We start from the raw sequence: 24,867 nt of genomic DNA, 5'->3' as shown, positions 1-24,867 counted from the left end.
TGTGTTCGTATCAGAGGAACCGGTCCGCCGAGTTGACCAGGTCCAGCACGGGCTGCGGAAGTGCGCCGAGGGCGAAGGTGACGGCTGCGGTGACGGTGACGACCGCTGTCGTCAGCGCGCTGGGCACCACCACCACGGGCGCGTCCTCGGGACGGTCGGTGAAGAACATCAACACGATCACCCGGACGTAGAAGTACGCCGCGATGGCGCTGGCGATCACGCCCACCACGACCAGTGGGATGGCCCCGCCTTCGCCCGCCGCCTTGAAGACCGCGAACTTGCTGACGAAGCCGCTCGTGAGCGGGATGCCGGCGAATGCGAGCAGGAACAGCGAGAAGACAATGCCGACAACGGGATATCGTCTGCCGAGCCCGGCCCACCGCGACATCGCGGTGTCCTCCTCGCCGTCGGCGTCGCGGACCAGGCCCACGACGGCGAACGCGCCGACGGTGGAGAAGCCGTAGGCGAACAGATAGAACAGCGTCGAGGACAGGCCGGCCTCGTTGCCCGCGATCACGCCGGTCAGGATGAAACCGCTGTGCGCCACCGCCGAGTAGCCGAGCATCCGCTTCACGTCGGTCTGGGTGACCGCGGTGATCGTCCCGACCACCATCGTCAGGATCGCGATCGCCCACAACACCGGCCGCCAGTCGGCCCGCAGTTCGGGCAGCGCCACGTAGAAGATCCGCAGCATCGCACCGAACGCAGCGATCTTGGTGGCCGCTGCCATGAACGCCGTGATCGGCGTCGGTGCGCCCTGGTACACGTCGGGAATCCACGAATGGAACGGCACCGCACCGACTTTGAAGAGTACGCCGACGAGAAGCAGTCCGGTCCCGACCAGCGCCAGCGACGGCTTGCCGGTGTCCGTCGACACCGCCTCGGCGATGCCCTCGAGCGACAGGGTGCCCGCGTAGCCGTACAGCATGGCCGCGCCGTAGAGGAAGAACGCCGACGAGAACGCCCCGAGCAGAAAGTATTTCAGTGCCGATTCCTGCGAGAGCAACCGTCGCCGTCGCGCCAGCCCGCACAGCAGGTACAGGGGAAGCGACAGCACTTCCAGCGCGATGAACATCGTCAGCAGGTCATTGGCCGCGGGGAACAGCAGCATGCCGCCGATAGCGAACATCGTCAGCGGGAACACCTCGGTCTGGATCACACCCGCCCTGGTCGCCACCTGCTCGGCGACACTTCCCGCGATCGCCGACGCCTGCGGGGTGAACGCGTCCAGACCTTGGGATTCCGCGCGATCCGCTGCATCTGCCTGGCCAACTGGACTTTCGGCGGGCAGCCCGATCCGGCGCTCCCCGATGAGCAGGATCCCCAGCACCCCCATCAACAGGATGGTGCCCTGCAGGAACAGCGCGGGCATGTCGACCGCGACCGCCCCCATCACCGCGCTGAAACCGGTGCCCCCGTGCAGGTCCCGGGCCACCAGGATGACGGCGACGAACGCCGCGACCAGGGCGGTGAGGCTGAGCGCGACCTGCGCCGGGTAGCGGACGCGGCGCGGCAGGAAGGCCTCGACGACGACGCCGAGCACTGCCGCGCCGAGCACGATCAGCATGGGGGAGATCAGGCCGTACTCGACAGATGGTGTGGGGAGGTTCATCGTGCCGGGCCTTCCGCCATCCGGGGTGCCGGGTCGGGCTGGTTGATCGTCGTCAGCGTGTGCGTGACCGCGGGGTTGATGACGTCGAGAGCGGGCTTGGGATAGACGCCGAGCACCACCAGCAGCGCGATCAGCGGTGCGACGACGACGAGCTCACGGGGCCGCAGGTCGTGCAGTCTGCCGTCCCCGGCAGCGAGTTCGGCCGGCACCGGGCCGGTCATCATCCGTTGATACATCCACAGGACGTAGATCGCCGAGAGCACCAGTGCGCTGGCGGCGAGCACGGCGAATGCCGGGTAACGGGTGAAGGTGCCGATGAGGACGAGGAACTCGCTGATGAACGGTGCCAGCCCGGGCAGTGACAGGGTGGCCAGCCCGGACACCAGGAAGGTCCCGGCCAGCACCGGCGCCACCTTCTGCACGCCGCCGTAAGCGCTGATGAGCCGAGACCCTCGCCGGGACACCAGGAAACCGGCGATCAGGAACAGCGCGGCCGTCGAGATGCCGTGGTTGATCATGTACAGCGTCGATCCGGACTGGCCCTGGCTGGTCATCACGAAGATGCCGAGGATGATGAACCCGAAGTGCGAGATCGACGTGTAGGCGATCAACCGCATCACATCGGTCTGACCGATCGCCACGACGGCGCCGTACACGATCCCGATCACCGCGAGCGTGATGATCAGCGGGCTGAAGTAGACGGCGGACTCGGGAAACAGTTGCAGGCAGTAGCGGAGCATCCCGAAGGTGCCGACCTTGTCCATGATCGCCATCATCAGCACCGCGCTGGCGGGCGTGGCCTCGACCGCCGAGTCGGGCAGCCAGCGGTGCAGCGGCCACAGCGGCGCCTTGACGGCGAACGCGAACATGAACCCGCCGAACAGCAGGTGCATCATCATCGGGTTCAGCACGAACTCACCGCCGGCGACCGCGGCGACGATCTCGCGGAAGTCGAAGGTGCCCGCGGCGAAGGCGTCGCTGGTGGACGTCACGACGTACAGGCCGACGACCGCGGCGAGCATGATCAGGCCGCCGAACAGGTTGTACAGCAGGAACTTCACCGCCGCGGCACTGCGGTTCGCTCCGCCGAACCCGCCGATGAGGAAGTACATCGGGATGAGCATGGCCTCGAAGAACACGTAGAACAGCAGGATGTCGAGCGACACCAGCGAGATGAGCACCATGCCCTCGACGGCCAGCGTCAGCGCGAAGTAGATGTTCACCGAACGGCCGCCCCAGCTGAGCCGGTCGCGGGCGTCGTTCCAGCCGGCGACGATCAGCAGCGGCACCAGCACCGCGGTGAGCACCACGAGGGCCAGCGCGATGCCGTCGATGCCGAGGATGTAGCCGGTGCCGAAAGACGGTATCCACGTGTGGGATTCGACGAACTGGAACTGCTCGCCACCCGGGTCGAACCCGACAGTCACCACAGCGGTGACGGCTAGGACCGCCAGCGACACTCCCAGCGCCACCCACTTCGCCAGTGCGCGCTGCGCGGCGGGCAGCAGCATCACCAGGCCCGCCCCGACCATGGGGATGGCCCACAGCACCGTCAGCCACGGAAACGATGTCACCACAGGTTCACCGCCAGGATCGCCGCGACGACCAGCGCCGTGCCGGTCAGCATCGCCAGGGCGTAGGACCGTGCGAAACCGGTCTGCAACTGTCGCAGCCGATCAGAACCGCGTCCGACGAGCGCGGCCAACCCGCTCCCGGCGCCGTCCACCGCCTCGTCGTCGATCTCCACCAGCCCGCGCGTGATCAGCATGCCGGGACGCATCAGTACCTTCTCGTTGAACGCGTCACCGTAGAGGTCCCGGCGCGCCGCGACCGTCAGCACCGACCCGGCGGGTACCTCCTCGGGGACCGACCGCGACCCGTACATGCGGTAGGCGACGGCGATGCCGACGGCGACGACGGACAGGACGATCACCGTCACGACCCACACCGGCAGCACATGGTGGATCTCGTGCGCGCCGACCACCGGTTCCAGCCAGTGCTCGAGGGTGCCGCCGATCGCCAGCGCCCCGCCAGCCGTCACCGATCCGACCGCCAGCAGGATCATCGGCCACGTCATCACCGCCGGAGACTCGTGGGGATGAGCTTGTGAAGCCCAGCGCTTCTCACCGAAGAACGTCATCAGCATCACCCGGGTCATGTAGAACGCGGTGATCCCGGCGCCGAGAATCGTGGCCCCACCGAGGATGACGCCCTTGACTCCGCCCGCGCCGAGGGCCGCCTCGATGATCCCGTCCTTGGAGAAGAACCCGGCCAACGGCGGCACGCCGATGATGGCCAGATAGCCGAGCCCGAACGTCGCGAAGGTGATCGGCAGCGCTTTGCGCAGCCCGCCGTAGCGACGCATGTCCACCTCGTCGTCCATCGCGTGCATCACCGAACCCGCGCCGAGGAACAGGCCTGCCTTGAAGAACCCGTGCGTCAACAGGTGCATGATCGCGAACGCGTACCCGGCCGGACCCAGCCCCGCGGCCAGCACCATGTAGCCGATCTGGCTCATCGTCGACGCGGCCAGCGCCTTCTTGATGTCGTCCTTCGCGCAACCGACGACAGCACCGAACAGCAGTGTCACCGCGCCGACGACCACGACGGCGGTCTGGGCATGCGGCGCCAGGTCGAACACCGGACCCGAGCGCACGATCAGATACACACCCGCGGTCACCATGGTCGCCGCGTGGATCAGCGCCGACACCGGCGTCGGGCCCTCCATCGCGTCCCCGAGCCAGGACTGCAGCGGAACCTGGGCCGACTTGCCGCACGCCGCAAGCAGCAGCATCAGCCCGATCGCGGTCAACGTGCCCTCGGAGAGCTGCGGTGCGGCGCCGAACACCGAGGCGAACGACACGGAGCCGACGGCAGCGAACATCACCATCAGCGCGAGCGCCAGTCCGACGTCACCGACCCTGTTGACGACGAACGCCTTCTTGGCCGCCGTCGCCGCCGACGGCTTGTGCGACCAGAAACCGATCAACAGATACGACGCCAGGCCCACACCCTCCCAACCCATGTACAGGCCGAGGTAGTTGTCGGCGAGCACCAGCAGCAGCATCGCCGCGAGAAACAGGTTGAGATATCCGAAGAAAAGACGACGACTCGGACCTGGGTTATCGGGTCGCTCCGCAAGCTCCGCTCCCGGAGCCATGTAGCCGATCGAGTAGATGTGGATCAGCGAGCCGACGCCGGTGATCAGCAGCACGAAGCACATCGACAGCTGATCGAGTTGCAGACCGAAGTCGACCTGCAACCCGCCGACCGGGACCCAGGTGAACAGCGACTCATGGGTCGACCTGCTCTCGGAGTCGCGGCCGACCATGTCGACGAACAGCGCCGCCGCACAGGCGAACGACGCGAGCGCGGCGAGCGTGCCCAGCAGGTGGCCCCAGCGATCGGAGCGCCTGCCGCTCAGCAGCAGGATCGTCGCACCCGCCAGGGGGAGCGCGATCACCAGCCACACAGGTAATGTCATTTGCTCATCAGTTCTTCAACAGGCTTGCGTCGTCGACGCTTGCCGAGCGCCGCGTCCGGAAGATGGTCATGATGATGGCCAGTCCGATCACCACTTCGCACGCGGCGACCACCATCGTGAAGAACGCCACCACCTGACCGTTGAGGTGACCGTGCATGCGGGAGAACGCGACGAAGGCCAGGTTCGCGGCGTTGAGCATCAACTCGACGCACATGAACATGACGATCGCGTTGCGGCGCAACAGCACTCCTGCCGCACCGATAGTGAACAGCAGCGCGGACAGGTAGAGGTAGTTGTCCGGGTTCACTGGCCCTCCCCGTTTTCCGGAACCGCACGGACCTGCAGGATTCCGCTGACCGACAGTTCGGAGCCCGTTCCGTCGGGCAACATCGCAGGCACGTCGACGGCGTTGTGCCGGGCGTACACACCGGGATTGGGCAGCGTGGTCGGGTGCCCGCCAGGGGCGAAGCGCTCGGCGGCCAGTTCGCGTTGGGTCCTGCGGCGCTCGAAACGTTCGCGGTGCGCCAGCACCATCGCCCCGAGCGTGGCGGTGATGAGCAGCGCTCCCGTCAGTTCGAAGGCCCACAGGTACTGCGTGAAGATCAGCGCCGCCAGCCCTTCGACGTTGCCGTTCTGGTTGGCCTGCGTCAGGCCGGCGAACCCGGTCACCGAGACGTTGCCGATGCCGGCGATCAACAGGACGCCGAAACCGACGCCGACGCCGATCGCGGCGAGGCGTTGACCGCGAATGGTTTCCACCAACGACTCCGAGGAGTCGACGCCGATCAGCATGAGCACGAACAGGAACAACATCATCACCGCGCCGGTGTACACCACCACCTGCACGACCCCGAGAAACGGTGCCTCCTGGGCGATGTAGAGCACCGCCAGCGACAACATCGTGAGCGCGAGCCCGATCGCCGAGTACACCGCTTTCGGCGCGGTGACCACACCGACGGCGCCGATCACCGATATCGCCGCGAGCACCCAGAACAGGACTGCCTCGCTGGTGGTGGTCTGGCCGGCGTCGGTGATCGCGGCGACGAACTCAATTCTCACGGCGCCTCCTTCACCGCGGCGATGTTGCCCAGGTAGTAGTCGTCGTCGGTGCTGCCCGCCGCCATCGGGTGTGGCGGTTGCTCCATGCCCGGCTGCAGCGGGGCCAGCAACTTGTCCTTGCCCAGGATGAGGTCGGCACGGTTGTCGTCGGCCATCTCGTAGTCGTTGGTCATCGTCAGTGCCCGGGTCGGGCACGCCTCGATGCACAGGCCGCAGCCGATGCAGCGCAGGTAGTTGATCTGGTACACGCGGCCGTAGCGTTCGCCGGGCGAATACCGTTCGGACTCGGTGTTGTCGGCGCCTTCGACGTAGATCGCGTCGGCCGGGCAGGCCCAGGCGCACAGCTCGCAGCCGATGCACTTCTCCAGACCGTCGGGATACCGGTTGAGTTGATGACGGCCGTGATAACGCGGGGCGACCGGCCCGGGCGACTCGGGGTACTGCTCGGTGACCGGCTTCTTGAACATGGACCCGAAGGTGACGCCGAAACCGGCGAGGGCATCGAGGAACTTAGGCATCGGCTGACTCCTTGGCCGGCATCGGCGGCACCGGGTAGGCGCCGGCGTCTGCCGATTGGATGGGATCTGCAGGGGTTCGGCGAAGGTTCCTGGCGCGCAGTGTCCGCCACCCGAGCAGCAGCAGCGCGCTCGCTGCCACGATGCCCGTGCTGATCAGCCCGGTGGCCCACGCCTGGTAGCCGTAGTCGCGAAGGATGTGGGTGGTCGCGACGATGATGATCCAGCCCAGCGACACCGGGATCAGGATCTTCCAGCCCAGCGCCATGAACTGGTCGTAGCGCATTCTGGGGAGGGTGGCGCGCAGCCACATGAAGACGAACAGGAACAGCCAGACCTTCGCGGTGAACCACAGCAGCGGCCACCAACCGGTGTTCGCGCCCTCCCAGATGCTGATCGGCCACGGCGCCTGCCAGCCGCCGAGGAACAGCGTGGTGGCCAGTGCCGACACCGTGGTCATGTTGACGTATTCCGCCAGCATGAACATCGCGAACTTCAACGACGAGTACTCGGTGTGGAAGCCGCCGACCAGCTCACCCTCGGCCTCGGGCAGATCAAAAGGAGCACGGTTGGTTTCGCCGACCATGGAGATCAGGTAGACCAGGAACGACGGCAACAGCAGAAACACGAACCAGGTGTCTCGCTGGGCGGCAACGATTCCCGATGTCGACATCGTTCCCGCGTAGATGAACACCGCCACGAACGACAATCCCATCGCGATCTCATAGGAGACCACCTGCGCCGTCGATCTCAGGCCGCCCAGCAGCGGATAGACCGACCCTGACGCCCAGCCCGCCAGCACGAGTCCGTACACGCCGATCGACGTGACCGCAAGGATGTAGAGCACCGCCACGGGAAGGTCGGTCAGTTGCAGCGCGGTCCGGTGCCCGAACACCGACACCTCGCCACCCATCGGGATCACGGCGAACGCCATGAACGCCGGTATCACCGAGATGACCGGCGCGGCGAGATAGATCCACTTGTCCGCCCCGGCGGGGATCAAGCCCTCCTTGAGGGCGAGCTTGATCCCGTCGGCCAGCGATTGCAGCAGACCACCTGGCCCGACCCGGTTGGGTCCGAGTCGCAACTGCATGCGGCCCAGAATCTTTCGCTCGATCAGGATCGCCGAAAGCACCGTCAGCAGCAGGAAGACGAAGATGCCCAGGGCCTTGGCCAGCATCAGCCACCACGGGTCGTGGCCGAACAGCGTCGGATCGGGATAGGTCACCGTGAACCCCGCCCGATCGATACCACGGCGCCGACGCCCACGCCGAGCGTCTCGTGCACCGTGCTGCCCATGGAATTCAACGGGAGCCACACCACGCGGTCGTCCATGTCGGTCACCTCCGCGGGCAGCGTGATCGCGCCGCGATCAGTGCTGACGGTCACCAGTTCGCCGTCGGTGACCCCCATCTCGGCGGCGGTGGTCGCCGACAGCCGTGCCAGCGGCGCTCGTGCGGTCCCGGCGAGGTGCGGTTCACCGTCCTGGAGTCGTCCGGCGTCGAGCAGCATGCGCCAGCCGGCCAAGACGGCCTGCCCGGCGGCCGGGTGCGGTGGCGACGGCTCGGTGCGTGGCGGTTCCGGACGGGCACCCGCCCACAGTCCGATCCGGTCTCGTTCCTCGGCTGCTTCGGCGGCCGTCCGTAGACCGAGATCGGCGCCGATCTCGTCGGCCAGGAAGTTCAGCACCCGCAGATCCGGGACCGCGCTGGTGTGTAGCGACGGTTCGAACGGCCGGATCCGGCCCTCCCAGTTGACGAACGAACCCGCCTTCTCGACCACGGGTGCCACCGGGAACACCACGTCGGCACGTTCGGTGACCGCGCTCTCGAGCAGTTCCAGGCTCACGACGAACGGCGCTGCGTCCACTGCGGCGAGCGCGGCGTCGGGGTCGGGCAGGTCGGCGAGCTCGACACCGCCGATCAGCAGGGCACCCAGCTCACCATCGCGTGCCGCCCGCAGGATCGCGGCGGTGTCGCGGCCGGTGTCGCCGGGAAGCTCGTCGACGCTCCACGCCGCGGCCATCTGCTCGCGCGCCGAGGCATCGGCCACCGGCCGTCCACCGGGCAGCAGGTTGGGCAGCGCCCCCGCCTCCACCGCGCCGCGTTCCCCGGCACGCCGCGGGACCCAGGCCAGCCGGGCTCCGGTGGCTTCGGCCAGACGGGTTGCGGCCGAAAGTGCGCCCGGCGAGCCGGCCAGCCGCTCACCCACCAGGATCAGCGAACCCGGCATGGTCAGCAGCTCGTCGTCGGCCAGGCCGTCCAGTGCTGTCGCCTCGGTGCCCGGCGCCGACCGGACCAACCGGCCCGCCAGCTTGGTGAGACCGCGGGTGGCGAATGGTGCGACCGCCACCACCTGCAGGCCGCGCCGTCGGACCGCCTTGCGCATGCGGAGGAAGACGATCGGCGACTCCTCCTCGGGTTCGAACCCCGCCAGCAGTACGGCAGGAGCGTTCTCCAGGTCGGTGTAGGTCACGGTCATCGGCTGTCCCGCGACGACGGCGGCGAGGAAATCAGCCTCCTCCGTGCTGTGCTGCCTGGCGCGGTAGTCGACGTCGTTGGTGCCCAACACGATTCGGGCGAACTTGGCGTAGGCGTAGGCATCCTCCACGGTCACCCGGCCGCCGACGAGAACGCCGGCGTTGCCGTTGGCCGCCGCCAGTCCGGCGCCGGCCACACCGAGTGCTTCCGACCAGGACGCGGGGCGCATCGTGCCGTCAGGGTCACGTACCAGCGGGGTGGTGATCCGGTCGCCGACCGTCGTGTAGGTGAATGCCCACCGGCCCTTGTCGCAGTTCCATTCCTCGTTGACGGCGGGGTCGTCGCCGGCGAGGCGGCGCATCACCTTGCCGCGCCGGTGATCGGTGCGCTGGGCGCACCCCGAGGCACAGTGCTCGCAGACGCTGGGACTCGACACCAGGTCGAACGGCCGGGCCCGGAATCGGTACGCCGCACCGGTCAACGCACCCACCGGGCAGATCTGCACGGTGTTGCCTGAGAAGTACGACTGGAACGGTTCACCCGGGGCGATACCGACCTGTTGGAGCGCACCGCGTTCCAGCAACTCGATGAACGGGTCACCGGCGATCTGGTCGGAGAAGCGGGTACACCGGGCGCACAGCACGCAGCGTTCGCGGTCCAGCAGAACCTGTGACGAGATGTTGATCGGCTTCGGGAAGGTCCGCTTGACGTCCTCGAAGCGGGTCTCCACGCGACCGTTGGACATCGCCTGGTTCTGCAGCGGACACTCGCCGCCCTTGTCGCAGACGGGGCAGTCGAGCGGATGGTTGATGAGCAGCAGTTCCATCACCCCGTGCTGCGCCTTGTCGGCGGCCTCGGAGGTGATCTGGGTGCGCACCACCATGTCCGGGGTACAGGTGATCGTGCAGGACGCCATCGGCTTGCGCTGTCCCTCGACCTCGACCAGGCACTGACGGCACGCGCCGACCGGGTCCAGCAGCGGGTGATCGCAGAAGCGGGGGATCTGCACGCCCATCAGTTCGGCGGCGCGGATCACCAACGTGCCCTTGGGAACGCTGACCTGGGCGCCGTCGATGGTCAGCGTCACCATCTCGACCGGTGGCGCGTCGTGGCCGTGCTCAGCGAGTGTCATGCGCCCACACTTTCGGGTGCGGCGAGCATCGACGCGTAGGGGTCGAACGGGCAGCCCCCGTCGAGGTGCGCCTCGTACTCGTCACGGAAGTACTTGATCGACGACATGATCGGGGTGGCCGCGCCATCACCCAGCGCGCAGAACGACTTGCCGAAGACGGTGTCCGAGATGTCGAGCAGCTTGTCGATGTCCGCCGGTGTGCCGGCTCCGGTCTCCAGCCGCTCATAGATCTGCGCCAGCCAGTAGGTGCCCTCACGGCACGGGGTGCACTTGCCGCAGGATTCGTGCGCGTAGAACTGTGTCCAGCGCCGCACCGCCCGCACCACGCAGGTGGTCTCGTCGAAGATCTGCAGCGCCTTGGTACCCAGCATCGATCCGACGCCGGCCACACCCTCGTAATCCAGTGGCACATCGAGGTGTTCGGCGGTCAACAGGGGTGTCGACGATCCGCCCGGTGTCCAGAACTTCAGCGAATGCCCGGCCCGGACACCGCCGGCGTAGGTGAGCAGTTCGCGCAGCGTGATCCCCAGCGGCGCCTCGTACTGACCGGGCGTGGTGACGTGCCCGGACAGCGAGTACAGCGTGAAGCCGGGCGATTTCTCGGAGCCCATCGAGCGGAACCAGTCCACGCCGTTGAGCAGGATCGGTGGCACGCTGGCGATCGACTCGACGTTGTTGACCACCGTCGGACACGCGTACAGCCCCGCCACCGCGGGGAACGGCGGCCGCAGCCGCGGCTGGCCCCGCCTACCTTCCAGCGAGTCCAGCAGCGCGGTCTCCTCACCGCAGATGTACGCGCCCGCACCGGCGTGCACGATGAGCTCCAGATCGAATCCGGAGCCGTGGATGTCGGTGCCGAGGTGGCCCGCCGCGTAGGCTTCGGCGACCGCAGCCTGCAGTCGCCGCAGCACCGGCACCACCTCACCCCGTAGGTAGATGAACGCGTGGTGAGCGCGGATCGCGTAGGCGGCGATGATCGCCCCTTCCACCAGGAAGTGAGGCGTGGTGAGCATCAACGGAATGTCTTTGCAGGTACCGGGTTCCGACTCGTCGGCGTTGATCACCAGGTAGTGCGGCTTGGCGGCCGCACCCTGGTCTCCCTGCGGGATGAACGACCACTTCGTCCCGGTCGGGAATCCCGCGCCGCCACGGCCGCGCAGGCCGGAGTCCTTGACTGTGGTGATGACGTCGTCGGGGCTCATGGCCAGCGCACGGTCCAGCGCCTGGTAGCCACCGTGCCTGCGGTAGGTGTCCAGCGACCATGGCTCGGGGTCGTCCCAGAACCGGGTCAACACGGGAGTCAGTGCGGTCATTGCGAGTCCGCCGCCTTCGGGTCGGTCTCGGGCGTCCCGGACTGGACCGGGACGTTCGCCGACGGACCCGGTGCGGGTTCGTCCCTGACGGCTTCGGCGGCTTCGGCCTGCTCGTGTCCGGGCTGCGGGTCGGTCGTGTCGGAGGGCTGCGGATCCGGCGACGGTGCGGTCATATCGTGTTCGCGGGCGAACCGCAGACCGGCCAGCGTCGCCGCACCGGTCGGCGCGCCGTCGGCCGCGACTTCGGTGATCGGCAGGCCCGCAAGGATTCTCGCGGTGTCCCGGAACGTGCACAGCGACGCGCCCCGCGACGGCTTCGGTGACTCACCCGCGCGCAGCGCGTCGACGAGGTCGCGCGCCGACGATGGTGTCTGATTGTCGTAGAACTCCCAGTTGACCATCACGACCGGCGCGTAGTCGCAGGCGGCGTTGCACTCGATGTGCTCGAGGGTGATTCGGCTGTCGGCGGTGGTCTGACCGGCCGCCACCCCCAGGTGCTCCTCGAGCGTGTCGAGGATCGCATCGCCGCCCATGACGGCGCACAACGTGTTGGTGCACACCCCGACGAGATAGTCACCGGTCGGGGTGCGGCGGTACATGGAGTAGAAGGTTGCGACCGCCGTGACCTCGGCATGGGACAGGTTCAATTGGCTTGCGCAGAAAGCGATCCCGGCCGGAGTCAGACACCCGTCCTCGGACTGCACCAGGTGTAGCAGCGGAAGCAGGGCCGAGCGTGCCTGCGGGTAGCGCGCCACGATCACCGCGGCGTCGGCCTCGAGCCGGGACACGACGTCCGCGGGGTAGCTCGCCGGGCCGTTGATCGGGGGACCGGGCTCGTCGGGACGTTGCCCGAGCTCCAGGAAGATCGTCATCGGCGCCTTCTTCTCTTCGCGCAAGCGCTCATCGATTGTCTGTTCTTCGCGCAAGCGCTCATCACCGATCCACCCCGCCCATCACCGGGTCGATCGACGCCACCGCCGCGATCGCGTCGGCGACCATGCCCCCCTCGCACATCGCCGCCACCGCTTGCAGATTCGTGAATGACGGATCCCGGTAGTGCACCCGGTAGGGCCGGGTTCCGCCGTCGGAGACCATGTGCACGCCCAGTTCCCCCCGCGGGGATTCGACCGCGACGTAGACCTGGCCGGCAGGCACCCGGATCCCTTCGGTCACCAACTTGAAATGGTGGATCAGACCCTCCATCGACTGGCCCATGATCTTGGCGATGTGCTCGGGCGAATTGCCCAGCCCGTCGGGTCCGAGCTTCAGATCGGCGGGCCACGCGATCTTCTTGTCCTCGATCATCACGGGCGCACCGGAGAGCCGCTCCAGCCGCTCGACACACTGCTCGACGATCTTGAGCGACTCACGCATCTCCTTCACCCGGATCAGGTAACGACCGTAGGAGTCGCAGCCGTCGTCGGTGATGACGTCGAAATCGTATGTCTCGTAACCGCAGTAGGGCTGGGTCTTGCGCAGGTCGTGCGGGAGCCCGGTGGAGCGCAGAATCGGGCCGGTGATGCCCAGCGCCATGCAGCCGGTGAGGTCCAGATAGCCGATGCCCTGGGTGCGGGCCTTCCAGATGTAGTTCTCGTTGAGCAGATCCTCCAGATCGCAGAACCGCTCGGGCAGCAGTTCCAGCAGATCCCTGACCTGGCTGAGGCCGTCGTCGGGCAGGTCGACCGCGACACCCCCGGGCCGGATGTAGGCGTGGTTCATCCGCAGCCCGGTGATCGACTCGAACACCGACAGGATCAGTTCGCGTTCCCGGAAGCCGAGGAACATCGCCGTCATCGCGCCGAGTTCCATGCCGCCGGTGGCCAACGCGACCAGGTGGCTGGAGATCCGGTTGAGCTCCATCAGCATCACCCGGATCACCGATGCCCGCTCGGGGATCGCCTCGGTGACATCCAGGAGTTTCTCGACCCCGATGCAGTACGCCGTCTCGTTGAAAAACGGTGACAGGTAATCCATCCGGGTCACGAACGTCACGCCCTGGGTCCAGTTGCGGAACTCCAGGTTCTTCTCGATACCGGTGTGCAGGTATCCGATGCCGCACCGGGCTTCGACGATCGTTTCGCCCTCGATCTCCAGGATGAGTCGCAGCACGCCGTGCGTCGACGGGTGCTGCGGGCCCATGTTGACGACGATGCGTTCCCCGGCGTGCTCGCCGGCGTTTCGGCGTGCCGCGGTGACGACCTCGTCCCAGTCCTGGCCGCCAACGACCACCACACGTTCAGCCGGGCCGGGAACACTCTGTGATGTGGCCATCAGCTGTAAGCCCTCCGCTCGTCGGGCGGCGGTATCTCGGCGCCGTGGTACTCCACCGGGATTCCGCCGAGTGGGTAGTCCTTGCGCTGAGGGTGCCCGACCCAGTCGTCCGGCATCTCGATGCGGGTCAGGGACGGGTGGCCGTCGAAGATGATGCCGAAGAAGTCGTATGTCTCGCGCTCGTGCCAGTCGGTGGTGGGATACACCCGGAACAGCGACGGGATGTGCGGGTCGGCATCGGGGACGGCCACCTCGACGCGGATGCGGCGGTTGTGGGTGATCGACATCAGCGGATAGACCGCGTGCAGTTCGCGTCCGGCGTCGTCCGGGTAGTGCACACCGCTGACCCCGAGACACAGTTCGAACCGCAGGCCCGGCTCATCGCGCAGCGCCTGCGCCACCGCTGGGAGTTGGTCACGGCTGACCTCGAGATTCAGCTCCCCGCGAAAAACGACCACGCGCTCGATGGCCGCGGCGTACGCGTCGTCACCGAGTGCGGCGGCCAGCGCGTCGACGACCTCGTCGAAATAGCCACCGTAGGGCCGCGGTGAACTGCCGGGCAGCGCGACCGGGCGGAGGAGTCGGCCGTACCCGGAGGTGTCGCCGCTGCCCTGGGCGCCGAACATGCCCCTGCGCACCCCGATGACCTCGGGCGCCCCGTCGGCGTCGGTGCTCATGGTCGGCTCGTCCTCGCCCGAGCGGCTCACCGTTGTCCTCTGTTCTTCGCGCGAGCGCTCACCGTTGTCCTCTGTTCTTCGCGCGAGCGCTCATCACCGCAGGAGCCCTTTCAGCTCGATCGTCGGCGGCACCGCCAGCGCGGCCTGTTCAGCTGCCAGGATCGCCTCCTCGCGATTGACGCCGAGTGGCATCTCCTGGATCTTGTCGTGCAGTTTCAGGATTGCGTGCAGCAGCATCTCCGGTCGCGGCGGACAACCGGGTAGGTAGATGTCGACGGGAACCACATGATCGACCCCCTGTACGACCGCGTAGTTGTTGAACATCCCACCCGACGACGCGCAGACCCCCATCGCCAGAACCCACTTCGGTTCGGCCATCTGGTCATAGATCTGGCGAAGCACCGGCGCCATCTTCTGGCTGACCCGTCCCGCGACGATCATCAGGTCGGCCTGCCGCGGCGTGGCCGAAAAGCGCTCCATGCCGAAACGGGAGATGTCGAAACGCGGCCCTGCGGTGGCCATCATCTCGATGGCGCAGCACGCCAGCCCGAATGTCGCCGGCCACAGCGAACCCTTGCGTACGTAACCCGCGACCTTCTCGACCGTGGACAGCAGAATGCCGCCCGGCAACCGCTCCTCTAGTCCCATACCATGCCTCCCCGCCGCCATTCGTATGCGTACGCCACCGAGACGTTGAACAAGAACAGGGCCACCGCGATGACCCCGAAGGCGCCGAGACTGTCGAACGCGACCGCCCACGGATACAGGAAGACGATCTCGATGTCGAACACGATGAACATCATCGCCGTGAGGTAGTACTTGACCGGGAATCGCTGTCCCGTCGCCGCCGCGGCGGGGTCGGAGGCGTCCATGGGTTCGATCCCGCACTCGTAGGCCTCGAGCTTGGAGTGGTTGTAGCGCCTCGGCCCGATCAGCACGGCGATCCCCACCGACCCGACGGCGAACACAGCAGCAATCGCACCAAGCACCAGGATCGGTGTGTACAGATTCATGCTGAGCAGGCGCTCCTCGGGGCTGGTCGCTGTGAGCTAGCCCACAGCCTAGCGGTGTTTTGGATGCAAGCCACACATTTTGGTTAGTATCTCTACTGGCGCTCTTCGGCAATGCCCCGTGCCCCGAAAAGGCAAGTGGGACATGCGCATTAGCAGGTGGCCGTCAGGCCGCGGCGCGCAGGATTGACACGACCGCGTCGCCCAACCGGATCGGGTCGATCGGGTGGGGAATCGCCGCCTCCGCTCGCGACCACCTGGCCAGCCACGCGTCATCGGGCCGCCCGGTCAGCACCAGCACCGGTGGACACGGGTCGATCTCGTCCTTGAGCTGTTTGGCGATGCCCATTCCGCCGACAGGAGTGGCCTCACCGTCGAGGATCGCCAGGTCGAACCCGCCCGCGTCCATCTGCCTGATCACCATCGGGCCGGTGGCGACCTCGACGTAGCTCAGCTCCGGCAGCTCGGGATGCACCCGTTTACCCAACGCGAGCCGCACCTGCTCCCGGGTCCGCGGATTGTCGCTGTAGACCAGGATGCGCAGGGGTCCGGGCGGACGCGATGGGCTCGGCGAGGGGGCAGCCATGAGCGCGATGGTAGCCGCGTGTGGATGCAGCGTCCTCGCAACTCGAGAACTGCGCGAATACCGTTCCGTTCGCTGTGATCTGGTGATCACGCAGAAAGCAGTGGAGCGATGTCCGCCGGGTCGAAGTACTCGTCGACGCGGTTGATCAGGCCGTCTGCTCCCACTTTGATGACGATGCAGACCCGCATCGCGATCGTGGCGCCCGCACGGCCGGTGGCGTGCAGTACATGCTGCTGGACGAAGCCGCCGTCGAAGACCTGGCGGTCGAGGATCTCGTAGCGGCGGTCGACGGTCGCGTCGACGAACCAGGCGATGATGCGCACCGACCGCACATGGTCGTTGTCGCGGACGTCGCCGCTCTTCCAGACGGCCACTTCGGGGCTGAACAGCCGCTCCACCACGGCGATGTCGCTGTTCTCGATGGCGTCGAACAAGCGATCGGCGACGTCGGTGACGGCCCGCGTATCGGTTTCGGACATCTGTTGACCTCAACTCCGGTTCAGGTTGAACACTGGGGTGCATGGACCAGACGCCAACGATCTCCCGATTCGACGACTTCTACAAGAACCAGACCCCGCCGTGGGTGATCGGCGAGCCACAGCCGGCCATCGTCGCCCTGGTGGATGCGGGCGCCATCGGCGGGAAGGTGCTCGACGTCGGGTGCGGTACCGGCGAGCACACGATCCTGCTGGCCAGGGCGGGATACGACGTGTTCGGCGTCGACGGCGCGCCCACCGCCGTCGAGCAGGCCAGGCGCAACGCCGTCGACCACGGGGTCGATGCGCGCTTCGAGGTCGCCGACGCACTGCACCTCGGCGAGTCGCCCGGTTACGACACGGTCATCGACAGCGCGCTGTTCCACATCTTCGATGACGCCGATCGCGCGACGTATGTCCGAAGCCTGCACACGGCCACCCGGCCGGGGGCGGTCGTCTACGTCCTCGCGCTGTCCGACGCCGGTCGCGGATTCGGGCCCGAGGTCAGCGAGACGACGATCCGCGACGCGTTCGGCGCGGGCTGGGAGATCGAGGAGTTGACCTCGACCACCTACCGCGGTGTCGTCACCGAGATCCACGCCGAGGAGTTGGGGCTGGCGGTCGGGACGCGTGTCGACGAGCCCGCCTTCCTGGCTCGGGTGCGCAGAACGTGACATCGCGCGTCAACCTGGGCTGATCCGCACCACTGCACCGCTCTCCATCGCCACCCACGCCGCGCCGTCGGGCCCGACGGCGATTCCGTGGGGCTCCGACGTCGACGCCGGCAGCTCGATCTCGTCGATGGCACCCGACCAGCCGATGTGCCCGACCCGGTTGGCCGCCCACTCGGTGAACCAGCAACCGTTCGTGCCCGCGGCGATGGCGTGCGGGCGAGCGGCCGCGTCCGGCAGCGCGAACTCGGTCACGCTCCCGCCTGGGTCGATGCGGCCGATCTGCCCGGCCCCGATTTCGGTGCACCACAACGCCCCGTCGCCGCAGGTGATGCCGACGGGCGCGGCGGCCGGCGTGGCCAGCTGATGGACGGCGACGGCACCGTCGGCGGTGACGCGCGCGACGGCGTCGGTGCGGTTGAGCGTCACCCACACCGCTGCGTCGGGGCCGGCGGTGATGAACGACGGGAACGACTGCTCGGGCAGCGGAAACGACGTCGAGGTGCCGTCGGACGCGATCCGCGCGACGCGGTCGGCGGTCGACTCGGCGACCCACACCGCCCCGTCCGGCCCGACGCAGACGCCGAACGGGCCGCTACCCGAGTCGAGGCCGACAGTCGTCATCGAGCCGTCCGGCGCCACCGACGTCACCCGGTCGTCCTTCGTGCGGGTGAACCACGCCGAACCACCACGGCCCGCGGTCATGGCCGACGGTTGTGACCGCGGACCCACCTGATAACGGGTGTGCGTGCCGTCGGGTGTCAAGCGCACCACTGCGCCGCTGTGCACCATCGTCACCCACACCGCGCCGTCATCGGCGACCGCGATTCCGTACGGATCACTGTCGCCGGTGAGGTCGAACTGAGTGATCTGTGTCTTCATGCCTCTTGGTCGTACCCGGGATGATCGATGGACAACCGGTGCTGCACCAGGATTCTCAGGCACGCCATGACGTCGTCGCCGCGGTCGTCCAACTCGCCTCGACGGATGGTGGTCGACAGCGCAGCCTCGTCGGCGAAGCCGAGTCCCCCCAAGGCCTCACGCACCGCACCCGCCGTCTCGTCGAGCAGTTCGCGCTCGACGATCCGCAGCACGTTGGCGGCGACGCGGGCGTGGAAACCCACCTGCCCGTCGCACGCGGCGCGGACCTCGTTGTCGAGGAAGTCGGCGGCGGCCGCGACGAGTTCGGCCGCGGTGGGGCGTCCGGACAGTTCACTCATCTGGCTCCTCGGCTCTTCGCGCGAGCGCTCATCGCGGCCCCTGGCCGGACAGCAGATCCAATATGTCCCATTCGGTTTCGCTGACACGGCGCCCGATCGCCGCGAGCTCGACCGAGCGCTGCTCACCGGACAGGTGCCGCTCGGCCTGGTGCCGGCAGATGACGCCCCACCGCAGCGTCGCCACCGTCAGCCACCATCGGAACGCGTCGCGGTCGACGGTCACCGCCGCCGCCTCCTCATAGGCGCGCAGGAACGACTCGACGCTGCCGAGCCCACCCGCACCGAGCGCCTCCGCGGCGCCGAACCGCCACGCCCTGATGCAGAACCATGCGAGGTCCTCGTAGACCTCGCCGATGTGGGTCAGCTCCCAGTCCAGCACCGCCGCCAGGCCGGAGTCGTCGACGATCAGGTTTCCCATCCGGAAGTCGCCGTGCACCAGCCCCATCGGTGACGGTGGGGGGCGCCGGTCCTCCAGTCGGCGAAAAGCCCACTCGAAAGTGGCTGTGGTGTCGGCCATCTCGTCGAGGCGGCCACGCCATTCCGCGAGGTCGTCGGGTGCGGTCAGACCGATCCCTTCGGGGTCGGCCCGGTGGATCGCCGCGAGCGCTGCGGCACACTGCTCGAGCAGCCTGGTCCTGCCCGCATCGTCCAGCCCGCGAAGGATCCGCCGCACGATCGTCTCCCCGGCGACGGCGTCACAGATCAGGTACGGGTTGCCCAGCGAAGCGGGGGAGTCGTCGGCGGTGAGGATGTGCGGGACCGGCGCGCCTGCCGCTGCCGCGCGTTGCTGCACCGCGGCTTCCAGCTCCATGCCCGCGTGAATGTCGTCACCGGCGCCGGTGCGCAGGATCAACGCGCGCCGACCGTCGGCCACCGCGTCGAACGCCCACGTGATCCGGCTCGCCCCGCCGGTGAGCGGCTGCAGGTTCTCGACGCTCACCTCGCCGAGGACTGGCCGAAGCACCTCTTCCAACGCGCGGGCCAGCGTGTCGCTCATCGTGTCCCTCTGCTCTTCGCGCAAGCGCTCATCGTGTCCCTCTGCTCTTCGCGCAAGCGCTCATCGTGTCCCTCTGCTCTTCGCGCAAGCGCTCATCGCCGCCCGAACCCGAACAGCCGCTGCGCAACCCGCCGGATCTGGATCTCCTCGGCGCCCTCGGTGATCCGGTAACGACGGTGGTGCCGGTAGATGTGCTCGAACGGTTCGTGACGGCTGTAGCCCACCCCGCCGAACACCTGCATCGCGCGGTCGGCGGCCTCGCACACCAGGCGGTTTGCGCGGTAGTTGGCCATCGACACCTTGTCGGAGACCTCCATGTGGTGGTTGCGATCCAGTTCGGACGCGGCGTACCGCACCAGCAGCCGAACCATCTGAGCCTCGGTCTGCAACTCCACCAGCGGCCACTGCACCGCCTGATTGACCGCGAGCGGCTTGCCGAAGACCGAGCGCTGACCGGCATAGGCGACCGCGCGGTCGATGCAGTACTGAGCTGCTCCCAGGCTGCTCGCCGCCTGACGAATCCTGTTCTCGTGCAGGAAGGTCTGCCCGACCTCGAGGCCCCGGTCCACCTCGCCGAGCACCGCGTCGGCAGGCACCCGGACATTCTCCAGCAGCACCTCCCCGTGATCGGTGGGCATGTTGAACGTCCACCAGTAGAACGGAACCGAGAAGCCCGGGGAATCAGTCGGCACCAGGAACGCGCTGATACCCCGGGCCTGACCGGGTTCCCCCGAGGTCCGCGCGAACACCAGGTCGTGGGTGGCGCGGTGAACCCCGGTGTTGAACCGCTTCGCGCCGTTGATGATCCACTCGTCACCGTCCTGCACTGCTCGGGTCTCCAGCCAGGTGGCGTCCGACCCGTGATCGGGCTCGGTCAGTCCGAACGCCATCGACCGCTCGCCGGTGATCAGGGCGTCGGTCCATTCCTTCTTCTGCGAATCGGTGCCGAACCGGTCCATCATGATGACCTGCGGGAAGTTTCCCACGATCGACGACTCGTCCTGCAGATCGTTGTGCAGGCCGAGTCCCTTGTGCGCCAGGTGCTCCCGGATCACGGCCATGTCGACGTTGCTGCCGTCGCGACCGCCGAACTGCGAGGGCAGGCCGTACCGCAACCAGCCCGCCCGGTCGGCGCGCCTGCGCATCTCGCCGAGCAGATCCTCCCACTCCCGCCGCGGGACACCGCCGTTGTCCCAGTCGGTGCGGGCATGTTCGCGCCGATGGTCGAAGTACTGGATGTGTTCGGTCTCCAGCGGTTTGATCTCCGCCTCGATGAACGCGTCCATCTCGGCGAGTAGCCCGGGAAGGTGGTCGGGAAGGCTGAAATCCACTGTGTCTCCTTTGGACGGTCTCCATTGACAGTCGAGCTAAAACCCGTACAGCGTCTTCTTCCAGATCCGTGACAGCGTGGCGATGGCGTTCTCATCATCGATGTCGATACCGAGGCCGGGAGTCCCCACGAAGACGGTGGTGAAGTTCTCGAAGAGCAACGCGATCGCGGCCGCGGTGTACTCGGGCTCGAGCTCGGCGGCGTAGCCCTGCTCCTGCGCGCGCCGCACCGATGCGGCGACGATGTCCACGCCGAAGCGGCGGAACTCGTTCTGCAGCGCCGCGAACCGTGGCTGGGTCGTCGCAAGCTGGGCCACCGCGATCATGATTCCGATGTTCTGCTTGAACATCGTCCAGTACCCGGTCACCACCGCGGTGAAAAACGCATCGTCGTCGGGCGACTCCGGCAACTGCAGGCTCAGCCCCGACGGTGTCACCACCTCGCGCAGGAACGACTGGGCCAACGCCGCGAGCAGATCCTCCTTGTCGGCGAAATACCGGTAGAACACCGCAGGCGACCTGCCCGCCCCCGAGGTGATGTCGCCGAGGGTGGTCCCGTGAAAACCGCGTTCGGCGAACAGCTTCCGCGCGGCCTGCTCGATTGCCAACCGGGTCTGTTGGCCTTTGGCGCTCAGCGTTCCTGACGGGAGGGCGGGCACGTTCGCTGCTAGCCCAGGATCCGGTCGCCTGCGCGCAGCAGTGCGCTGGGAAGTCCGTGCCCCACCGCGTCCTGCGCGACGCGGGCGGCGTCGATGGCCGCCTGCAGGTCCACGTCGACATGAACTCCGCTGTCCCGCAACAGGTACACCAGATCCTCGACGGCGATGTTGCCGCTCGCGCCTGGCGCGAACGGACATCCGCCGAGTCCGCCGACGGACGCGTCCAGCCGGGTGACACCGGAGGCGACGGCTGCGTAGGCGCTCGCCAGACCCGTCCCGCGGGTGTTGTGGAAGTGCGCGCCCAGCGGAATGTCGCCGATCCTGGGCCGAACGAGGGCGATCAGCTCGCTGACCCGCCTCGGTGTGGCGGTGCCGATGGTGTCGGCGATCGCGAGCCGGTCGACCCCGGCATCGGTGGCGGCGGTGACGATGTCCGAGACCCGCTGCGGGTCGGTCGGTCCGTCGAACGGGCAGTCCCAGGCGGTGGCGACGATGACCTCGACCGTGGCGTCGCAGTCGTGGACGATCGCGACGATCTCGGGGATCTGCGCGGTTGCCTCCGCCGACGTACGGCCGACGTTGGCGCGGCTGTGCCCGTCGGCGGCCGACACCACGTATTCGATCGAGCGCAGGCCCGAGGCGATCGCGCGCTTGGCTCCGTTCGGGCTGGCCACCAGTGCGGAGAACTCGATGTCGCTGAAGTTGTGCAGTTCGGCGGCGAGCTCGGCCGCATCGGCCAGCGCAGGGACCTTCGACGGGGAGACGAAGGCCGTCGCCTCCATCTCCCGCACACCGGTGGCCGCGATGGCCGCGAGCAGTTCAAGCTTGGCGGACAACGGGATCGGGTCTTCGATCTGCAGGCCGTCGCGCAGCGACACGTCGCGGATGTCGACGTGGCCGGGCAGGTCGCTCATAACACCCCCTCCGTCCGTAGCTCCTCGAGTTCGGCATCGCTCTTGCCGAGCAAGCCGCGGTAGACCTCGTCGTTGTGCTGGCCTGGCCGTGCCGAGCCGGCGTAGCGGATGGTTCCTGGCGTCTCGGAGAGCACCGGGACCACTCCCGGGCCCTTCACGTTGCGTCCGATGCGTTCATCCCAGTGGTCGGCGATCATCCCGCGAGCCTGCAGCTGAGGATCCTCGACCACCTCGGCGACGGTGTTGATCGGACCGCTGATCACGCCGGCCTGCGAGAGTGTCGCGATGATGTCGGCGGGTTGCCGTTCGGCGGCCCAGGATCCGATGATCTTGTCGAGCTCGTCCTGGTTACGGCCCCGTGCGACATGGTTGGAGAACCGCTCGTCGGAAGCGAGTTCGGGCTGGCCCATCGCCTCGCACAACCTGCGGAAAACGGTGTCCTGGTTGGCCGCGATCACCACCCAGCTGCCGTCGGCGGTCGGGTAGATGTTCGACGGTGCGATGCCCTCGAGGCGAGTGCCCGACGGGCCTCGCACCACGCCGCCGACGTCGTAATCCGGGATGGCGGATTCCTGCACCGCCAGACATGATTCGGTCAGCGCCGCGTCGACCACCTGGCCCTCGCCGGTCACCGAACGGCGGTACAGTGCGGCCAACGCGCCCTGGGCGGCGAACATCCCGGCGAGGCTGTCGCCGAGCGACAACGCCAGCCGCGGGGGAGGCCCGCCGGGAAACCCGTTCATGTGCCGAAGGCCGCTGGCGGCCTCGGCGACCGACGCGTATCCGGCTTTGTGCGCGTCCGGGCCGGTCTGCCCGTATCCGGACACCCGCACCAGGATGATCCCGCGATTACGTTCGCGCAGAACGTCGTAACCCAGACCCCACTTCTCGAGCGTGCCCGGCCGGAAGTTCTCGACGATGACATCGCTGCGCTCGACGAGGTCGAGGAACAGGTCGCGTCCCTTGGCCTCCCGCAGGTTCAGGGTCACGGCCTTCTTGTTGCGGGCGTGGACGGTCCAGAAGAAGTGGTGCCCGTCGAGTTCCGCCTGACCCCAGGTGCGCAGGGGATCCGGCGCACCGGGAGGCTCGATCTTGATGACCTCGGCGCCCATGTCACCGAGCAGTCGACCGGCGAACGGCCCGGAGATCAGCGTCCCGACCTCAATGACCCTGATGCCGTCGAGCGGTCCCGTCGCGACGGTCATGGGGTGGCCGCGAAGCCGTGGCGCACCAGCCAGTCGGTGGCGATGCCGACCGCCTCGCGCAGTTTGTCGCGCTGGTCTGCCCCGGCGTAGTAGTGGTTCGCGCCGGCGATCTCGTGCATCTCCTTGTCGGGGTGCCCGATCGCCTCGAAGATTCGCCGGGTGTGGCTCGGAGTGCAGGCATCGTCGGCGAGGTTTCCGATCACCAACGCCGGTACCGCGATGTCGGGTCCGCACTTCACGGCGTCGCCGTTGGCGTCGTCATAGCTCCACTGTGACAGCCAACTGCGCAGCGTGCAGAACCGCGCCAGACCCACCGGGCTCATGTTCACCACCTGAGGATCGCCCAGATAGCAGGTTCCCGGGGTGCGTTCGTTGGGATCGACGGCCGGGTCGAGCCAACGGGGGTCGGCCATGGTGCCGTGTACGACGAACGCGAACTCGTCATCGGGTCGGCCCGCGGCCTTGAGTTCGGCCAGCTTTGCCTTGACCCACTTGGTGATGCGCCGGTTCCGGGCGATCTGCGCCTGGTGGTAGCGGTCCAGGAACTCCGGCGTGTACGGCGGCTGGTTCGGATTGTCGGCGTTGTAGAGATCGAGTTCGGGATCCCGCTTGCTGGGATCGCTCTCGTCGAGGATGGAGGCGTCCATCCACTCGGTCATGGTGCCGTGTCTGCTGATGTGGGCGGCGAGCAGCATGATGCCGTCGGCCGGGATCAGTCCGAGCTTGGTGAGGTCGGGGCCGTCACCGGATGGGCTCGCGGTCACGGTCGGGTTCTGCGCCTGCTGTTGGTAGAACACCGACAGCGACCCGCCGCCGCTCCAGCCTGCGAGCACGACCTTGGAGTAGCCGAGCCGGTTCTTGGCGTCCTTGATGCACTCGCCCAGGTCCTCGACGACCTTCTCCATCAGCAGCGCGGAATCGGTGCCGCGAAAGCGGCTGTTGCAGTAGATGACGTGGTGACCGGCGCGGGCCAGCGCGTTGATCATCGGCAGGTACGCACCCCCGCCGATCGGATGCATGAACACCAGCACGGTGTCCGACGGCACGGCCGGTTTGAGAAGGTAGCTCTCCAGCACCACCAACTCGGCGACGGCGCCGTAGACGTCGCGCACGCCCGAGTTGTTCTGGTAGGCAACCAGATAGGGGATGCGCTGGTATTCATGCTTGATGGGCGCCGGCCGTTGCTCCGTGCTCGTCATCAGTCCTGCCTCTTCTTCGCGCAAACGCTCATCAGTGCCGTCTCTTCTTCGCGCAAAC

The 24,867-nt window shown here is 67.6% G+C and carries 24 protein-coding genes and 1 pseudogene; 1 reads left to right on the top strand and 24 read right to left on the bottom strand.

Features of this window, described 5'->3' with window-relative positions; all coding sequences use genetic code 11:
* Nucleotides 1-10: 10 nt before the first annotated feature.
* The 16 genes and pseudogenes from nuoN to H7I57_RS03385 all read right to left on the bottom strand — a co-directional run bounded on the left by nuoN (nt 11) and on the right by H7I57_RS03385 (nt 16,618).
* Nucleotides 11-1,612 carry an NADH-quinone oxidoreductase subunit NuoN gene (nuoN, locus tag H7I57_RS03460; protein ID WP_264021894.1) on the bottom strand — a complete coding sequence of 534 codons (1,602 nt, stop codon included), beginning with the start codon at nt 1,610-1,612 and terminating at the stop codon, nt 11-13.
* Nucleotides 1,609-3,186 carry an NADH-quinone oxidoreductase subunit M gene (locus H7I57_RS03455; protein WP_264021892.1) on the bottom strand — a complete coding sequence of 526 codons (1,578 nt, stop codon included), beginning with the start codon at nt 3,184-3,186 and terminating at the stop codon, nt 1,609-1,611. Before H7I57_RS03455 ends, nuoN begins: the two co-directional genes overlap by 4 nt.
* Complete coding sequence (nuoL, locus tag H7I57_RS03450; protein ID WP_264021891.1) at nt 3,183-5,096, bottom strand: NADH-quinone oxidoreductase subunit L; 1,914 nt, start codon at nt 5,094-5,096, stop codon at nt 3,183-3,185. Before nuoL ends, H7I57_RS03455 begins: the two co-directional genes overlap by 4 nt.
* Before the next feature lie 7 nt (nt 5,097-5,103).
* Nucleotides 5,104-5,403, bottom strand: a complete 300-nt coding sequence (nuoK, locus tag H7I57_RS03445; RefSeq protein WP_264021890.1) for an NADH-quinone oxidoreductase subunit NuoK — start codon at nt 5,401-5,403, stop codon at nt 5,104-5,106.
* Nucleotides 5,400-6,155 carry an NADH-quinone oxidoreductase subunit J gene (locus tag H7I57_RS03440; protein WP_308204308.1) on the bottom strand — a complete coding sequence of 252 codons (756 nt, stop codon included), beginning with the start codon at nt 6,153-6,155 and terminating at the stop codon, nt 5,400-5,402. Before H7I57_RS03440 ends, nuoK begins: the two co-directional genes overlap by 4 nt.
* Nucleotides 6,152-6,673 carry an NADH-quinone oxidoreductase subunit NuoI gene (gene nuoI, locus H7I57_RS03435; protein WP_264021889.1) on the bottom strand — a complete coding sequence of 174 codons (522 nt, stop codon included), beginning with the start codon at nt 6,671-6,673 and terminating at the stop codon, nt 6,152-6,154. Before nuoI ends, H7I57_RS03440 begins: the two co-directional genes overlap by 4 nt.
* Nucleotides 6,666-7,898 carry an NADH-quinone oxidoreductase subunit NuoH gene (gene nuoH, locus H7I57_RS03430; protein WP_264021888.1) on the bottom strand — a complete coding sequence of 411 codons (1,233 nt, stop codon included), beginning with the start codon at nt 7,896-7,898 and terminating at the stop codon, nt 6,666-6,668. Before nuoH ends, nuoI begins: the two co-directional genes overlap by 8 nt.
* Nucleotides 7,895-10,282, bottom strand: coding sequence for an NADH-quinone oxidoreductase subunit G (locus H7I57_RS03425; RefSeq protein WP_264021887.1), 2,388 nt, complete (start codon nt 10,280-10,282; stop codon nt 7,895-7,897). Before H7I57_RS03425 ends, nuoH begins: the two co-directional genes overlap by 4 nt.
* The gene (gene nuoF, locus H7I57_RS03420) at nt 10,279-11,595 is read right to left on the bottom strand and encodes an NADH-quinone oxidoreductase subunit NuoF (protein ID WP_264021886.1); all 1,317 of its coding nucleotides are present in this window, start codon (nt 11,593-11,595) and stop codon (nt 10,279-10,281) included. The genes H7I57_RS03425 and nuoF overlap by 4 nt, the downstream gene beginning before the upstream one ends.
* A complete protein-coding gene (nuoE, locus tag H7I57_RS03415; RefSeq protein ID WP_264021885.1) occupies nt 11,592-12,467 on the bottom strand; it encodes an NADH-quinone oxidoreductase subunit NuoE in 876 nt (291 codons plus the stop codon). The genes nuoF and nuoE overlap by 4 nt, the downstream gene beginning before the upstream one ends.
* Nucleotides 12,468-12,528: 61 nt before the next feature.
* A complete protein-coding gene (nuoD, locus tag H7I57_RS03410; protein ID WP_264021884.1) occupies nt 12,529-13,866 on the bottom strand; it encodes an NADH dehydrogenase (quinone) subunit D in 1,338 nt (445 codons plus the stop codon).
* Nucleotides 13,866-14,618, bottom strand: a pseudogene (locus H7I57_RS03405) (NADH-quinone oxidoreductase subunit C); the annotation flags it as partial. The gene nuoD and the pseudogene H7I57_RS03405, both read right to left, overlap by 1 nt.
* 18 nt (nt 14,619-14,636) lie before the next feature.
* Complete coding sequence (locus H7I57_RS03400) at nt 14,637-15,191, bottom strand: NuoB/complex I 20 kDa subunit family protein (protein ID WP_264021883.1); 555 nt, start codon at nt 15,189-15,191, stop codon at nt 14,637-14,639.
* Nucleotides 15,182-15,556, bottom strand: a complete 375-nt coding sequence (locus H7I57_RS03395; protein WP_264021882.1) for an NADH-quinone oxidoreductase subunit A — start codon at nt 15,554-15,556, stop codon at nt 15,182-15,184. Before H7I57_RS03395 ends, H7I57_RS03400 begins: the two co-directional genes overlap by 10 nt.
* A 163-nt stretch (nt 15,557-15,719) precedes the next feature.
* Nucleotides 15,720-16,139: an Rv3143 family two-component system response regulator gene (locus H7I57_RS03390; protein WP_264021881.1), complete on the bottom strand. Its 420-nt coding sequence runs from the start codon at nt 16,137-16,139 to the stop codon at nt 15,720-15,722.
* 86 nt (nt 16,140-16,225) lie between these two features.
* Nucleotides 16,226-16,618: a nuclear transport factor 2 family protein gene (locus H7I57_RS03385; RefSeq protein WP_264021880.1), complete on the bottom strand. Its 393-nt coding sequence runs from the start codon at nt 16,616-16,618 to the stop codon at nt 16,226-16,228.
* A 41-nt stretch (nt 16,619-16,659) separates the two neighbouring features.
* On the opposite strand from H7I57_RS03385, the gene H7I57_RS03380 reads away from it, so the two are divergent.
* Entirely contained in the window at nt 16,660-17,289 is a 630-nt protein-coding gene (locus tag H7I57_RS03380; RefSeq protein WP_264021879.1) for a class I SAM-dependent methyltransferase, read from the top strand.
* A 9-nt stretch (nt 17,290-17,298) separates the two neighbouring features.
* Here the strand turns inward: H7I57_RS03380 and H7I57_RS03375 are convergent, their stop codons facing one another.
* From H7I57_RS03375 to H7I57_RS03340, 8 genes are all read right to left on the bottom strand, one after another.
* Nucleotides 17,299-18,168, bottom strand: a complete 870-nt coding sequence (locus H7I57_RS03375) for a Vgb family protein (RefSeq protein WP_264021878.1) — start codon at nt 18,166-18,168, stop codon at nt 17,299-17,301.
* On the bottom strand, nt 18,165-18,506 hold the full coding sequence (locus tag H7I57_RS03370) for a DUF6285 domain-containing protein (RefSeq protein ID WP_264021877.1): 342 nt from the start codon (nt 18,504-18,506) through the stop codon (nt 18,165-18,167). The genes H7I57_RS03375 and H7I57_RS03370 overlap by 4 nt, the downstream gene beginning before the upstream one ends.
* Before the next feature lie 28 nt (nt 18,507-18,534).
* Nucleotides 18,535-19,503 (bottom strand): phosphotransferase family protein, encoded by a 969-nt coding sequence (locus H7I57_RS03365; RefSeq protein ID WP_264021924.1) that lies wholly within the window; start codon nt 19,501-19,503, stop codon nt 18,535-18,537.
* A gap of 92 nt (nt 19,504-19,595) precedes the next feature.
* Nucleotides 19,596-20,834, bottom strand: a complete 1,239-nt coding sequence (locus tag H7I57_RS03360) for an acyl-CoA dehydrogenase family protein (RefSeq protein WP_264021875.1) — start codon at nt 20,832-20,834, stop codon at nt 19,596-19,598.
* Between the two features lie 36 nt (nt 20,835-20,870).
* Nucleotides 20,871-21,491 carry a TetR/AcrR family transcriptional regulator gene (locus H7I57_RS03355; protein WP_264021874.1) on the bottom strand — a complete coding sequence of 207 codons (621 nt, stop codon included), beginning with the start codon at nt 21,489-21,491 and terminating at the stop codon, nt 20,871-20,873.
* Nucleotides 21,492-21,499: 8 nt separating this feature from the next.
* On the bottom strand, nt 21,500-22,405 hold the full coding sequence (locus H7I57_RS03350) for a hydroxymethylglutaryl-CoA lyase (protein ID WP_264021872.1): 906 nt from the start codon (nt 22,403-22,405) through the stop codon (nt 21,500-21,502).
* Entirely contained in the window at nt 22,402-23,610 is a 1,209-nt protein-coding gene (locus H7I57_RS03345) for a CaiB/BaiF CoA transferase family protein (protein WP_264021871.1), read from the bottom strand. The genes H7I57_RS03350 and H7I57_RS03345 overlap by 4 nt, the downstream gene beginning before the upstream one ends.
* On the bottom strand, nt 23,607-24,809 hold the full coding sequence (locus tag H7I57_RS03340) for an alpha/beta hydrolase (protein ID WP_264021870.1): 1,203 nt from the start codon (nt 24,807-24,809) through the stop codon (nt 23,607-23,609). Before H7I57_RS03340 ends, H7I57_RS03345 begins: the two co-directional genes overlap by 4 nt.
* Between the last annotated feature and the right edge of the window lie 58 nt (nt 24,810-24,867).

The sequence above is a fragment of the Mycolicibacterium pyrenivorans genome (assembly GCF_025821625.1).
In the GTDB taxonomy this organism is placed as follows: domain Bacteria; phylum Actinomycetota; class Actinomycetes; order Mycobacteriales; family Mycobacteriaceae; genus Mycobacterium; species Mycobacterium pyrenivorans.
Note: the sequence above shows the minus strand (reverse complement) of the source record. Positions and strands in the feature narration are given on the sequence as shown.

Bases quoted from the DNA above. Each gene is read 5' to 3' on its own strand.
- nuoN (WP_264021894.1), bottom strand. From the start codon at position 1,612: ATGAACCTCCCCACACCATCTGTCGAGTACGGCCTGATCTCCCCCATG.
- nuoL (WP_264021891.1), bottom strand. From the start codon at position 5,096: ATGACATTACCTGTGTGGCTGGTGATCGCGCTCCCCCTGGCGGGTGCG.
- nuoI (WP_264021889.1), bottom strand. From the start codon at position 6,673: ATGCCTAAGTTCCTCGATGCCCTCGCCGGTTTCGGCGTCACCTTCGGG.
- H7I57_RS03425 (WP_264021887.1), bottom strand. From the start codon at position 10,282: ATGACACTCGCTGAGCACGGCCACGACGCGCCACCGGTCGAGATGGTG.
- nuoF (WP_264021886.1), bottom strand. From the start codon at position 11,595: ATGACCGCACTGACTCCCGTGTTGACCCGGTTCTGGGACGACCCCGAG.
- nuoE (WP_264021885.1), bottom strand. From the start codon at position 12,467: ATGACGATCTTCCTGGAGCTCGGGCAACGTCCCGACGAGCCCGGTCCC.
- nuoD (WP_264021884.1), bottom strand. From the start codon at position 13,866: ATGGCCACATCACAGAGTGTTCCCGGCCCGGCTGAACGTGTGGTGGTC.
- H7I57_RS03400 (WP_264021883.1), bottom strand. From the start codon at position 15,191: ATGGGACTAGAGGAGCGGTTGCCGGGCGGCATTCTGCTGTCCACGGTC.
- H7I57_RS03395 (WP_264021882.1), bottom strand. From the start codon at position 15,556: ATGAATCTGTACACACCGATCCTGGTGCTTGGTGCGATTGCTGCTGTG.
- H7I57_RS03390 (WP_264021881.1), bottom strand. From the start codon at position 16,139: ATGGCTGCCCCCTCGCCGAGCCCATCGCGTCCGCCCGGACCCCTGCGC.
- H7I57_RS03385 (WP_264021880.1), bottom strand. From the start codon at position 16,618: ATGTCCGAAACCGATACGCGGGCCGTCACCGACGTCGCCGATCGCTTG.
- H7I57_RS03380 (WP_264021879.1), top strand. From the start codon at position 16,660: ATGGACCAGACGCCAACGATCTCCCGATTCGACGACTTCTACAAGAAC.
- H7I57_RS03375 (WP_264021878.1), bottom strand. From the start codon at position 18,168: ATGAAGACACAGATCACTCAGTTCGACCTCACCGGCGACAGTGATCCG.
- H7I57_RS03370 (WP_264021877.1), bottom strand. From the start codon at position 18,506: ATGAGTGAACTGTCCGGACGCCCCACCGCGGCCGAACTCGTCGCGGCC.
- H7I57_RS03365 (WP_264021924.1), bottom strand. From the start codon at position 19,503: ATGAGCGACACGCTGGCCCGCGCGTTGGAAGAGGTGCTTCGGCCAGTC.
- H7I57_RS03350 (WP_264021872.1), bottom strand. From the start codon at position 22,405: ATGAGCGACCTGCCCGGCCACGTCGACATCCGCGACGTGTCGCTGCGC.
- H7I57_RS03345 (WP_264021871.1), bottom strand. From the start codon at position 23,610: ATGACCGTCGCGACGGGACCGCTCGACGGCATCAGGGTCATTGAGGTC.
- H7I57_RS03340 (WP_264021870.1), bottom strand. From the start codon at position 24,809: ATGACGAGCACGGAGCAACGGCCGGCGCCCATCAAGCATGAATACCAG.